The 12,515-nt window shown below is 39.2% G+C and carries 15 protein-coding genes and 2 tRNA genes; 11 read left to right on the plus strand and 6 right to left on the minus strand.

Annotated elements, in window-relative coordinates:
- The first annotated feature begins 11 nt into the window (after positions 1-11).
- Complete coding sequence (locus EHQ59_RS14755) at positions 12-269, plus strand: hypothetical protein (protein ID WP_135620404.1); 258 nt, start codon at positions 12-14, stop codon at positions 267-269.
- 7 nt (positions 270-276) lie between these two features.
- On the opposite strand, the gene EHQ59_RS14760 is transcribed toward EHQ59_RS14755, so the two are convergent.
- A tRNA-Phe gene (locus EHQ59_RS14760) sits at positions 277-349 on the minus strand.
- A gap of 70 nt (positions 350-419) precedes the next feature.
- On the opposite strand from EHQ59_RS14760, the gene EHQ59_RS14765 reads away from it, so the two are divergent.
- The 6 genes from EHQ59_RS14765 (at position 420) to EHQ59_RS14790 (ending at position 5,559) form a co-directional block, all read left to right on the plus strand.
- A complete protein-coding gene (locus EHQ59_RS14765; RefSeq protein WP_135620405.1) occupies positions 420-1,352 on the plus strand; it encodes an alpha/beta fold hydrolase in 933 nt (310 codons plus the stop codon).
- Between the two features lie 88 nt (positions 1,353-1,440).
- On the plus strand, positions 1,441-2,058 hold the full coding sequence (gene coaE / locus EHQ59_RS14770; RefSeq protein ID WP_135620406.1) for a dephospho-CoA kinase: 618 nt from the start codon (positions 1,441-1,443) through the stop codon (positions 2,056-2,058).
- Positions 2,055-2,858: an SPOR domain-containing protein gene (locus tag EHQ59_RS14775; protein WP_135620407.1), complete on the plus strand. Its 804-nt coding sequence runs from the start codon at positions 2,055-2,057 to the stop codon at positions 2,856-2,858. Before coaE ends, EHQ59_RS14775 begins: the two co-directional genes overlap by 4 nt.
- A gap of 192 nt (positions 2,859-3,050) precedes the next feature.
- Positions 3,051-3,395: a DUF2452 domain-containing protein gene (locus tag EHQ59_RS14780; protein WP_135620408.1), complete on the plus strand. Its 345-nt coding sequence runs from the start codon at positions 3,051-3,053 to the stop codon at positions 3,393-3,395.
- A gap of 9 nt (positions 3,396-3,404) precedes the next feature.
- The gene (locus EHQ59_RS14785; protein ID WP_135620409.1) at positions 3,405-4,115 is read left to right on the plus strand and encodes a VanW family protein; all 711 of its coding nucleotides are present in this window, start codon (positions 3,405-3,407) and stop codon (positions 4,113-4,115) included.
- A complete protein-coding gene (locus EHQ59_RS14790; protein WP_244245566.1) occupies positions 4,099-5,559 on the plus strand; it encodes a hypothetical protein in 1,461 nt (486 codons plus the stop codon). Before EHQ59_RS14785 ends, EHQ59_RS14790 begins: the two co-directional genes overlap by 17 nt.
- Here EHQ59_RS14790 and EHQ59_RS14795 read toward each other — a convergent pair.
- Together EHQ59_RS14795 and EHQ59_RS14800 are read right to left on the minus strand one after the other, a co-directional pair.
- Positions 5,553-6,299, minus strand: a complete 747-nt coding sequence (locus EHQ59_RS14795; protein ID WP_135620663.1) for an SH3 domain-containing protein — start codon at positions 6,297-6,299, stop codon at positions 5,553-5,555. The two genes, EHQ59_RS14790 and EHQ59_RS14795, sit on opposite strands and share 7 nt — an antisense overlap.
- Positions 6,300-6,406: 107 nt before the next feature.
- Entirely contained in the window at positions 6,407-6,808 is a 402-nt protein-coding gene (locus EHQ59_RS14800; RefSeq protein ID WP_135620411.1) for a YidB family protein, read from the minus strand.
- A gap of 260 nt (positions 6,809-7,068) precedes the next feature.
- Here EHQ59_RS14800 and EHQ59_RS14805 point away from each other — a divergent pair, with 260 nt between their 5' ends.
- Positions 7,069-8,850 (plus strand): FG-GAP-like repeat-containing protein, encoded by a 1,782-nt coding sequence (locus tag EHQ59_RS14805; RefSeq protein ID WP_135620412.1) that lies wholly within the window; start codon positions 7,069-7,071, stop codon positions 8,848-8,850.
- A 94-nt stretch (positions 8,851-8,944) separates the two neighbouring features.
- Here the strand turns inward: EHQ59_RS14805 and EHQ59_RS14810 are convergent, their stop codons facing one another.
- The 3 genes from EHQ59_RS14810 to EHQ59_RS14820 form a co-directional block, all read right to left on the minus strand.
- Positions 8,945-9,484 (minus strand): hypothetical protein, encoded by a 540-nt coding sequence (locus EHQ59_RS14810; RefSeq protein ID WP_135620413.1) that lies wholly within the window; start codon positions 9,482-9,484, stop codon positions 8,945-8,947.
- Positions 9,485-9,499: 15 nt separating this feature from the next.
- The gene (locus EHQ59_RS14815; protein WP_135620414.1) at positions 9,500-9,709 is read right to left on the minus strand and encodes a hypothetical protein; all 210 of its coding nucleotides are present in this window, start codon (positions 9,707-9,709) and stop codon (positions 9,500-9,502) included.
- A gap of 485 nt (positions 9,710-10,194) precedes the next feature.
- Positions 10,195-10,276, minus strand: a tRNA-Leu gene (locus EHQ59_RS14820).
- Between the two features lie 118 nt (positions 10,277-10,394).
- Here EHQ59_RS14820 and EHQ59_RS14825 point away from each other — a divergent pair.
- The 3 genes from EHQ59_RS14825 (at position 10,395) to EHQ59_RS14835 (ending at position 12,513) form a co-directional block, all read left to right on the plus strand.
- Positions 10,395-10,817, plus strand: a complete 423-nt coding sequence (locus tag EHQ59_RS14825; protein WP_135620415.1) for a Crp/Fnr family transcriptional regulator — start codon at positions 10,395-10,397, stop codon at positions 10,815-10,817.
- Entirely contained in the window at positions 10,814-11,332 is a 519-nt protein-coding gene (locus tag EHQ59_RS14830) for a Crp/Fnr family transcriptional regulator (protein WP_135620416.1), read from the plus strand. The genes EHQ59_RS14825 and EHQ59_RS14830 overlap by 4 nt, the downstream gene beginning before the upstream one ends.
- A gap of 86 nt (positions 11,333-11,418) precedes the next feature.
- Positions 11,419-12,513, plus strand: a complete 1,095-nt coding sequence (locus tag EHQ59_RS14835; RefSeq protein WP_135620417.1) for a PilZ domain-containing protein — start codon at positions 11,419-11,421, stop codon at positions 12,511-12,513.
- Positions 12,514-12,515 lie beyond the last annotated feature (2 nt).

Raw genomic sequence — 12,515 nt, forward strand, 5'->3', positions numbered from 1 at the left:
CTTTAAGGATTATGTCAGACTCTACTCGCAAGTATTTGGAAACTTCCCAAATCATTCCTTCCAAAGGTATGTCTTATACCATGTATGAAATTGAAGGCCAAGATACAATTTTACGTATGCTTACCTTCATTCCCGATAATGATGAAATCCACATTTACCCAAAACCGCCGGTCAAAAAACTTTATAAACCTGAACTTTGTAAAAAAGTAGAAGAAAATGAATTTTTGGGACTTTGGACGATGGGAGAAGAAAGAAAGGTTGGAAAATAGGTAACCTTGGCCCCGGACAGAATCGAACTGCCGACACGAGGATTTTCAGTCCTCTGCTCTACCGACTGAGCTACAGGGCCTCGGTTACGACCAAAGTATTTTTTCATAGCCCTCTGTCAACGAACCTTTGCATTTTTTGTAAGGACAAAAATGAAATCAAATTTTAAATTCAGTACTTGCGTTTTCCTTCTGTTTGGCACACTTATTGGTTGTGCCTCAACTCTTCACAAAACAGGTATTAGCCTAGAAAGATACCGCTCCGATCTCGATACAAAATCGATTGTTGTTGAGGAAATAATTTGGAAGTACACAGAACGGCCTGGAAATGGAGAAACCCTTCTCGTCGTACATGGCTTTGGTGGTGATAAGGACCACTGGACACGATTTTCCAGACACCTTCCCAAAAACATTCGGGTCATTGCACCAGATCTCCCTGGTTTCGGGGAAACGAGTAAACCGGAAGGTATCTCTTATACCCAGGAAGCCCAAGCGATACGATTGCAAAAATTCACAGAAGCCATTGGACTTAAAGATTTCCACATTGCAGGAAACTCAATGGGTGGAGGGATTGCCGGGATTTTTGCTGCGAAATTTCCCAAACAAGTAAAGTCTCTCATATTATTTGACAATGCAGGAATCAAAAGTCCTACACCAAGCGAAATGCAAACCATCGAACTCTCAGGGAAAGAAAGTCCTCTGCTTGTGAAAGACAAAGAAGATTTTGATCGTTTATTGCGTTTTACCTTTGTGAAACCACCCTATCTTCCTTCGTTTTTAAAATCCTACTTTGCGGAAAAATCTGTCGCAAACCGCGAATGGAATGCACACATCTTAAAACAAATCCGAAAAGAAGGATACATCCTCGAAACTCAACTGGACAAAATCCAAGCACCTTGTCTCACCATTTGGGGCAAAGAAGACAAAGTGATCCACTATTCAGTTATGGAAGTCTTGGAAAAAAAACTAAAAACCAAATTAGAAACCGTACTTCTGGAAAATATGGGCCATGCCCCAATGATCGAAGATCCCAAATTGTCCGCCAAACTGGTACAAGACTGGATTTTCAACGGTACAACGAAGTAAAACAAAAAGAAAAAAACTTGAGTCATTTTTTTCTAAAATGAGATAAAAAAATACTTGTACTTTCACGGGTTTTTTATGTTATAAACCCGTGGCTCTCGCTTCTAACAAAACACTGATTGGCATCACTGGTTCGATTGGATCAGGAAAATCCACTGCCCTCTCCATCTTTGGAGAATTAGGTGCCGTGACGATTAGCTCCGATGCCATTGCGCGCAGTTTCACAGAACCAAATAGCCCAGTCAAAGCGGAATTGGTATCTATCTTTGGGCCAAACATTCTCACAAACGATGGAACCATCCTACGAACCAAAATTGCCGAACTCGCGTTTAGCGACGAAACCAAACTTAAGGCACTAAACGAACTTTTACACCCACTCGTAAGGAAGAACTTCCTTTCCTTTTTTGAAGCACAAAAACCTGGAAGTATCGTTGCCTGGGAAGTTCCTCTCCTATTTGAAACAGATGCTCATACCATTTGTAACTTCACTGTGACCATTTACCTCCCCAAAGAACAAAACTGGGAACGTGTTCGGGTTAGAGGTGGGATGGAAAAGGCCGATTTCGAAAGAAGAACCGCATCTCAGATGGACATTGAGAAAAAAAAGTTCCTCTCCGATTTTGTCGTAACGAACGATACTGATAGAGAAGGCTTAAAAGAACAAATCGTTATTATCTATAAGGAAATTCAAAATAGGATCAAGTCATGAAAGAAAGAGTATTTTACGTTATTAATTTAGACAAACAAAGGATTGGAGTTTTATCTCTCTTTCTATTTGCGTTATTCTTTTCCATTTTCTTTTTAGGAGTCTCTGTAGGAAAAGGAAAATCCGAAGAAACACAAAATCGTGGAATTCCATCCTCTAACCAAGTACAGATGGAAACTGCCGGAGCGAACCTTCCTTCAACAGATGGCACTCCAAAAAAATCAGAAGAGTCCATCACTGCGGATACCCAAGGGGCCCAAGTTGCCTCTTCCCTCGTCCAAGGAACAAAACCTAAGGAAACCATTTCTTCTCAAGAAATCCCAATGGCTGATATCGGAAACCATCCTTATTATATGGAAACTTCCACTGCGAAAGATGAGGAAGAAGAAAGAAAACAACAAGTGGTAGATTTGACAAAATCCAAAGAACAAAGATCTACTTATGTTCCAAAAGAAGAAAAGTTAAAAAACATTTCCCATGTTTCCAAACCAAAAGAGAAATCGAAACAATCCTCCCATGTTGTTCCGAAATCAATCTCAGGAAACGAAGGAAAACAATACACGATTCAACTTGCTGCTTTTACAAATCGAAAATCAGCGGAAACATTTTTATCCCAACTCCAAGCAGATAACCAAGGAAAACTCAAAGCAAAGTCTTTCATCATGGTAAAAAATGGATACTTCGTCGTTCAACTTGGGAAATCAAAAGATAAAGACTCTTTACAAAGAATTTTATCCAAAACAGTGATGCCAAAAGAAATCAAAGCAAAAGCAATGATCATCCAATACCAACCATTGTCATAAACAAAAAAATCGTCTTTCCTTGGCAACTGGGCTTTCCTGATTCATCGGGAGAGCCTTTTTCTTAGCAACTAGTTTTGTCTAGAATCCGTCTTTTTTCCTTTTTCAATAGAGATTGATTCGAAAAAAGAAATAGTTCGATCGAATTTCCAATTGAATTGCCTTTGGAGGAAACCTAAGTTTGTCTAAAGAGTGATGGAAGAACAGGTTATCCCCCACCATAGTCTCACCTACGGCACAAGCCGCCTCGCACCTGCGATCAGTTTAGTAGACAGAGCCAAAGAAATTCGGGCTTTAAAAGAAGAAGCAGAACTCATTTTACAACAGGCAGAAAAAGACATCGAGTTACACAAAGCCAAATGCCAATTTGAAAAGAAACCAGGTCAGATGATTTATCTTTACGCAAAAGAAAGTGGAGATTATTTTTCATTGTTGTCTCCCAATGAATGGGGGAACAAACCTCCTCATCCGTTTAAAGCTGCGTATATGATGAACCCAGATCGCAGTTTTACAGAAATTCCCTTGGAACCAAAGGACTAACCACTCACATTGGTTTCTTTTCTTAAACTGAAATTAAAATCCTTGTTCCGATGGTTACAAGATCTTCTAAGTGGTGATCTCTTTCGGTTTGGATTCAATCCAAAATTGGATCGCAAAACCAATTGGGATTATGAAGTTACCCTCACTCTTCCCATTTTGCCTTCTCCACTCAAAGATGGAAAATTACAAAACTTGCAAATTGCAATCTCCAGGATCAACGAACGGGTATTACATCCTGGTAAGATTTTTTCGTTTTGGCATCTAATTGGAAATCCAACTCAATCAAAAGGATACACAGAAGGACGAGTGATCCGAAAGGGTGTGGTATCCAGTGAGATTGCAGGTGGACTTTGCCAACTATCAGGCATCATCTACTATTTAAGTTTGGAACTTGGTTTGGATATTTTAGAACGGTATCCTCACACCCGTGACTTATATACAGAAGAAACTCGGTTTACTCCTCTCGGAACTGATGCATCCGTAGTGTATCCCAAAAAAGACTTACGGATTCGTAACCCATTTCCATTTCCTTTACAATTTTCATTTGAGTTAACAGAAGATACACTCACCATTCGCATTCGAAGTCCCAAAAAACTCCCTCGATATCAATTGCAATTCCAACAAATTCAAAAAAATGGATATTCGAATGTCTCTGTCTATCGAGAATCGGATGGGAATGGCGAACTCAAACTTTGTTCTTCCGATGACTACCAAATCTAAACAGATTCTCATTTTACTCGGTCTATTTGTTTTTATCTTTATCTTACAGTTTCTTGTACAAATGAGTTCTCCATTTGCCTTTGGTGCGGATGGGTATTATTATGCTGCCCAAGTCAATTCCTATGTGAGCAAAGGTAGATTTTTTAGTCCAGATTCCTCTCCTATTTTATATGGTCTTGTCGCTTTCTCCAAGTTCGGTTCTAATATCGTCATCACCAATAAAATTTTTGTATCGTTACTTGTATCAACGATTTTCCTTTCGGGAACTCGATTGGCCTATCTTTTGACCAATCAGTTTTTAGCTTCGATTTGTTTTGGAGTTTTTTTGATCTCCTCTTCTTATCTTCCCCATTTTAGTTTTAACTTCATCAAAAACCTGGGAGGAATTCTATTTTTCATTTTGTTTCTCTCGGAACTGTATCTTGTAGAGACTCTTGGTACTTCTCGAAGGTGGTATCACTTCCTGAGACTTTTGTTTCTATTTGCTTTGGTATTTTTCAGTCATAAAATTACGGCGGGGATTGCGGTTTGTTTTCTATTCGTTTGGCTTATCAAACAAATTCCTGTAAATCAAAAACTCAGTTTCTATTTTGCCATTGGATTGTTTTTGGCACTGATTGGATTGAGTATTTTTTTTCCCAATACTCTCCATTGGAATGATATCAAGATGGTTCTTTATGAATCATTTGAGTTTGAGTTTTTATCCCCCTTCTATCAATATGCAAAACTGTATCCTGAATTTTCCCTGGAACAAATCCTTTGGTTCCTTTCACCGATTCTCTATCTCTTCAATCGCAAGAGATTAGAACCCAATCAAAAGTCATTCTATGACAAATTGTTTGTTTTGTTTGTTTTCCTCTCGCTTCCGATATTTTCCTATACTGCCTTTAGTTTTCCCTTTCGTATGTTTCTTTTGATTTTTATCCCAGGAAGTATACTACTACTTCCTTCACTCGCAAAGAGCAAAGAAAAATGGGTTTTGACTTTGTTATTGTTACTTCTCATTCCCTACCAAACGTATGCAATGGTTCGTGGAAAAGAATGGAACAACCAAGACTACAAATTGTATTCGATTTTACTCCCCCTCTTCCAATTTCCTAAAAATACACTCATCATCGTTCACCAAGGATTTGATTATTTTATTTGTTACAATAAGGTAGGAGATGCCTTTCATTTTTTACCAGAAGAGAAACATAAAAACAGACCGATTTATCGGATTGTGTATGGAGTCTCCGCCTTGGAATACCAAAGGTATTTGCCGAAGGAAACGAAGATTCAATATTTACCGGGGTTTTATTCTGTTTTGGAAGAAAAGAACTGGCAGGATTTTTTAAGTCAACTTCCTGCCGATTTGAAACTAAGAATTCTGAATTGGAAAAATCCAAATACACACCGCACCCAAACGATGTTACGAAATGAAGCCTTTAAAGAGAAACCTCAGTAAGATTTGCTATACACATAACTGGCTTTACACGCTTCTTCTGTTTCCAATTTTGATTCTAATAATATGAGTTTTTCATTACAAACATAAAAGTATAAATCTTTTTTACCTTCAGCGGGATAAGTACTTAAGGAAACTAAGTGTTCGTCAGAGTTGGAATAACCATGATAAGCGTTGTAATATGCAGATCGTTCTTCATCTGTCTGAGGGTATTGTATGAATACAGAAGGACGAACCAGTCGTGATTGTGCATCGATTACCAAATGGTCAGCATACACTTCATAACTTCCTTCCGATTTTTCAGTAATGCCCGTGTATTGGTCATAACCACGGTAAACAAAACTTTCGCCTTCAAATTCAAATGTATTGGAACAGTCCATTCGATCAGGGAATGCACAATAAACAAAACTTCCCTGTAACGCAGTGATCATAGCATCACGGGATTCTACTTTATTTATGGATAGATAACCACCGAAAACCCAACCATTCACTGAAGAAGATTCAATGTGGTACCAAAAATTTGATTTACCATCGATCTCCATCTCTTTTTCAGAACGTTCTAATACTTTTACAATGTCACCGAGTTTGAGTTTCCCCACTTTTTCGCCATCTAAGGAAGGAGAATTACGCGCATTGAGAACAGTTGCAGAAATATATACATTCTGTCCTATTTCGATTTTGGGTGTTCTTTTACAGGAAAAAAATACAAGAGTAACAAGGATAATTAGAAACCACTTCTTCATGGAAGGAAGAATGGAAACCAAATCAATTTTTGGCAAGACAAAATAGAGGGAAATATTCGGGAAAATACCACCTAATTTTTCATAGGTGGTGCAAAGACTACAATGTTTTACTTAGTAAATAAGGAAGCAAGGGAGGAAAGTTGGGAAGTAATGTCTCCACCAGGTTCTTTTCCCTCTGGAGAAAGTTTATCGATCACAAGAGGTAATAAACTTCCAACGAGTCCTGCTGTTGCCTCTGTATCGAGTCCAACTTTACTTGCTAGATCTTTTACGGAATCTTTCCCCAATACCTTCATCACATCATCAGCACCGATACTGATATTATCTCCAGTGCCAACCCAAGAAGAAGCAGCCTCTGCGAAGCCTTTCTCTTTGAATTTCTCGATGATTCCGGAAACTCCACCATTTTCTTCGATGATCTTTTGGATCCCAGAAACCACTTGTGGATTGTTTTGGACTAGCTCTACTGCCTGAGCTGCGACGGCCTTTAAACTTTCAAAAAAACTCATTCGGAATATTTTGTTTGAGTCAAAAAGAAAAGGAAAGATATTTTTTTGATTTTTTTTCGAAATTTTGATTTCAAAATCCAATTATTCATTGCCTCTGCAAACTTGAAAACAAAACATCAATTCATTGTTAGTTGTATCACACCATGGTAAACCAGTTACTTCATCCATATTGCAAACGTTTTACCTTTGCCATTCTTGTCCTGTTATCCTTTTCCCAATGTTGGACCAATCCACTGACGCATCCTCCATTGGAATGCCTGATGAAATTATACAATTGGTTGTGTTCTGACAATAGTTTTCTCAAACGATATTCACCAGGGATTTATTTACTTTTTTTACAAGAATCTCGGGTTACGTTTACCAATGTTACCAATCATTCCATCATCGAAACTGGTTTTATCATTGGGTCAGCTCCGTCTGATGTTAGTTTTGTGAATGTAGGTATTGATTTAGATGCACCGATCCAAGTACCTGTTGTGAATGGAACCTGGCGTTATGCGTTACCTGCAAAAGCAGTAACAAATTCTTTTTGGACCTATGGAAGCCTTCACACGATCTATGCCCAAATTCCATTCGAAAAAGCAAATCAAATTCTTGTCCGAAAAGGAACCAATAAAGATACGGACGGAGATGGATACCCCGATTTAATTGTGACAGCAAGTCCTGGAGCAGGATCGCAAGGGTATGCGTATGTGTATCGAATGAATTCTGCCTCTAAACAATTAGCAACAACTCCCGAAACAACTCTTACCGATGGCCAGACCAGCGGAACATTTTTTGGAAGTAACATTAGTTCTGGTGATTTTAATGGAGATGGATATGCAGATGTGTTAGTTGGTTCCCAAGCTTACGCTGGCATTACTAGCTTCGGTGGAAGGGTTTTCTTATTTTATAGTAAAGGGACATCTGGCATCCTCTCTCAAAATTTAAACTTGGGAGGACAAGCTGATGCTATCCTTTCAGGGATTACCAATGGTGGTCGACTTGGGAGTATTGTCAAAAGCGCAGATATGAATTTTGATGGGTATGATGATGCCATTCTTGCTTCTCCATGGAATGACGATGTATTTATTTTTTATAGCCAAGGAACCGTTGGAATTCCATCACAAAACACAAGTTCGGCAAACATTTCTTATATACCTGCTGCTAATGATAATTTTGGAACCGATTTCAGTTTTGGAGACATCAATGGAGATGGATTCATTGATTTAGCAGTCGGTGCAGGCACTTATTCTAGTAACTTGGGAAGGATTTATATCTACATATCCAATTTCGGTATCCTTCCGAACCAACCCCAACAGTATTTAATTCCGAGTGTAGTTGAACCTTCACCTGGTTGTGCCAATCCTAGTGGATGTCGTTTTGGAACTAGCATTACGATGGGTTACTTTAATGTAGACCGTTGCATCGACCTCGCAGTTGGAGGATCTGGGTTTAATTCAAACCAAGGCATCGTTTTTGTTTACCATTCCACTTGTGATTCCACAAATCCTTACCCAAACCCACCAGTGGCAACTCTCGTCGGCCAACCTACTCCTTCATGTAGTGGGAGTGCATGTAATTTTGGGGGAAGTATAGCTTCAGGGGATGCAAATGGAGATGGACTCCCAGATTTACTAATAGGTGCCACAGGTGCAAGCTTAGGAATTGGAGATGTAAATTTATTCTTAAATGATCTGAATACAGGACTTCCTAATTTAAATTTGGCGAATGGCGATGTAGGCAATACCTTGTTTGCTGGTGAGAACTCAGGTAGCAACTTTTCTCTTAAGCTCGGTTTCCAAGACACAAATGCAGATGGTTTACAAGATATCATTATTACCGAACCAACGTCCACCAATCTAGTGTATACATTTCATAGCGTACGGGGATCTGTTCCCGCAAGTCAGAACCTAAATAATATAGGAGCGGCGGCTAGCCAAACACTCTCTCCACCAGTTGGAACTGGATTTGGTAATTCGATTGCACATTGGAAAAAAACAATGGATTCCTATCTTTTGGCATTTGCCATCGAAACCAAACGAATCTTAGGTTGGATCTAAAACATTTTTTCTCTTCCAGTCCAATTCCTATCGAAATCTTCTAATTTCCTTTCGAGAATCTCAACTTTTGGAAATTTCTTTTCATTCCTTCATTTCAACGTAAAGATTGGTAGATGGAATAACCAACTTTAGAACGACCACAAGTATCGTTGCCATTTTGATACGCAGTGATACAATATTGGTCACCAAAACTTTCGACTAAAGCTCTTTCGCTTCCGTTTGTTTTTGACTTGAGTGCAACAATCAAACTAATTTTATAATCCGTGCATCCCTTGTCCGCATTAGCCACTTCTTCATATTGGAAAGTACAATCTCCGCGATCCAAACGACTTTCAATCTGTTTGTTGTTTTGGAGAAACCAAGTTTTAAAAGCACCTTCCAAATTTTTGGTTTTTAGGATAGGCAGTTTACTAAATTTCTGTAAGTCTTTGATCAGTTTTTGGTAGGTTTCCGTTTCAAAAGCATCCAATCCCTCAGAAGGAACCCTTGTGCTGTAATGTTCAAATAAAGAGGTAAATCGTTTGAAATTGTATTCTGCGACTTCATTCAGTTCCGTTTGGTCGAGTAAAAATGGAGGTTCCTCCGAGAGTTGTGAAAGAAGGATGTAACCTGTGGTTTCGTATTCAATTTTCACCCATTCTTGTTGTTTCTATTTAGCTTTTCCTTTGTGAGAAACATAAGAAACAACCAAAGGATAATCTCCTAATTCTAAGGATCCAACTTCTTCTGCTTCTAAATCTGGTGTTTCCTTGATGACCACATCTTTTGCGGAGACGTACATTCGTTTTAGAGATTTTTCTTTTGTTGTTAATGGCAGGATCAGTAAGACAAATAAAGCGATAGTAGCCAATATCTTCATAGTGCAAACCTATCATGGGAAACTATAGTTTGGCGAATCATTTTTAAGAAAGATTGGTGAACGAGATTTTCGATGAATTTCCTATAAATATAATCTTCAGAAAACATCCAATGTTTCCTTTGGTTTTAGAAGTTTGCCGTACAAACATGTTTGTCGGAAATGATTGCTCCCTATGAGTCGCTGACTGGTTTGATTCATTTGAAATTTATGTGGAGTGATTGTTTGCAAGGATTGGTTTGTTTCGGATTAAGAGAATGATCTCTTTTTCATCAGGTCTTGCTTCGGGACTTGACCTCTCCGCTGCAAACACTTCGTGTGTTTGCTACGCTTCGAGGCACGGCTCCGCTCGACGTTTGCCTTCCTGGCAAACTTACAGAAACTATGACTCTCTATGGGTCGTCACAGTTTCTGGTCGTGTCACTGTTCAAGCCCCTCCGGGTTTGGTGATGGTTTGGAATGTTTGGAAAAAGATGAGAGTTGTGTTTTGCGGGCGGAGGGACTTGAACCCCCACGCCTCACGGCGCCAGAACCTAAATCTGGTGCGTCTGCCAATTTCGCCACGCCCGCATTGTGGTTGTATAAGCAGGTTTTTGTACTAGGGAATTCTGTCTAGTGAGATTTTATGATTCACTTGCCTTTGTTTTGGAATTTTATACGAATGTCAGATACCAATAGGATAAGTCCGATGAACATACTTGAATTTATGCAAAATATCTCGACGCAAGTGTATCTGCGAGGAGATGTGATTTTCAAAGAAGGTGATCCCCATGATGGCAGTATGTATTGTATCATGAGTGGAATGTTTGCTGTCACCAAACGTATGCCAGACGGAACCCAAGAAGTGATCAAAGGTTTAGGACCTGGTGAATTTTTCGGAGAACTTTCCCTTATCACAAGAAGACCAAGAGCTATGACCATTAGTGTCGTTTCTGCCAATGCTCGTGTGGGAATCTTACGCCATGATCAATTTGAAAAATTGGCAAAAATCAATACTCATTTTTTATTCCAACTCACAAAAAGCACTGTAGAAAAACTCCATCGAGCAGAAGCGAGACTTGCAGAACTGGATAAAATGGTAGAAGAAATCCAAAAGGACGAAACCAAATGAATGTAGACCATATCCGCAAATACATCACAGAAGTTCGGATCGACCATTTTGCCCAAGGAACCAAAGTGTTTTCAGAAGGCGAAGAGTGTAATGGAAAAATGTATTTTGTTTTTTCAGGGAACTTACAAGTATTCAAACGAAAAGCATCTGGAGAAGACCAGTATGTGCGAGATATCAAACCTGGAGAATTTTTTGGTGAAATGGCTTTGGTTTTCCCTTCCCCCAGAGCGGCAACCATTGTGGCGGCATCAGAAGATACAAAGGTAGGAATCATCACCAAAGATATCTTTTTAGGAATGGGGAAAGAAAGCCCTGGGTTTCTTTCCGTGATTTTGCATAGTATCATCAACCGCCTAACAGCCGTAGAAGACATGATCTCAGAAAAACAAAAACTATTGCATATACTAATCAACGAGATCCATGCAAAAGACGATGAAGTGGCAAACACTGAATCTGTCCCCAAATCTGAGGAGAACACACAAGAATCTCCCCAAGAGGAAACAGAACCGACGTGAATCCAGAGAACCAAGTTCTATTGTTTCCCGAAAAGAACTTTCAAAAATAAGTTGACTAAAGGTTAAAAAAGAAGTTTGATTTTCGGGTGACATTTCGGTTCTTCAACTACCCCATCCCTGTCTTAATTGTAACACTTGGTTTTTTTGCCGTTCCTTTTGTTGTCTTTTTTGCAATTGCTTCTTTGTATGATTTGGATTTCAACCATGTCGAAATGATCCTAACGAGGATCCAACCATGGCAGTATGTCTTTTCTTTTTTAAGTGCCATCATCGCGTATGGCCTCATCACCAAAAAGAAGTTTGGTTATTATCTCTTTTTATGTTTCACCTTCCTCATCCTCACTTATAATATTTGGATGGTATTATCCGTTTCTCTAGGGAAAAAATTTTTCCTAGCGGGCATTCGCATCAAAACCACTGACATCGTTTGGAATATGGCGATCACGACCGTTTTACTTGCCATAGCTTTTTATTTTTTAAGAAGAGAGATTGCAGCACCCTACCTCAGTTCCGCAAGACGAGGTTGGCGTTCTAAGTATAGGGAAACACATCCCATCCCTTTTCATTGGACCAATGCCGACGGAGAAAGAGAAGGAGATGGTCTTACGATCAATATCTCCAAAAATGGAGTGTTACTCCCTCTCACCAAACATCATTTTTTAAAACCCGGTGACCCGATCAATTTACTCCTCAAATTAGAAAAGGAAAACAGGGAACCTGCAGCCATCTCCGTACAAGGAAAAGTGGTGCGTATCGACGTCGAACCTGATGGAACCGAAATTGCTGGTGTACAATTATTATTCCTTCTGGCCCAGAAAGAAGAAAAACAGATTTATGAATCGTTTTTACACCGTGTTTTTGCTCCTCGTTATCCTGTTTCGAATCCAGTTCAGTTTTTGAAATCAGACAACCAAACCAACCAAGGCACACTGCTCAATGTATCCTTAGAAGGACTTTATATTGAATCAGAAACGGTTTTATCCTCTGGAGATCCTTGTCGTGTGAAAATCCAAACTCGATCGGGAGAGATTTCCGTAGCTGGTCTTGTTAGGTGGTCTAACCCACAAGGTAAATATGGAAAACCAAGAGGATTTGGAATCCAAATTGATTCGATCGAAAACAAAAACCTATTCCGTGTTTGGATTTGGAAACAAAGGTTCAAATTATTCCACGGTAGGTAAAT

The sequence above is a fragment of the Leptospira kemamanensis genome (assembly GCF_004769665.1).
GTDB lineage: Bacteria > Spirochaetota > Leptospiria > Leptospirales > Leptospiraceae > Leptospira_A > Leptospira_A kemamanensis.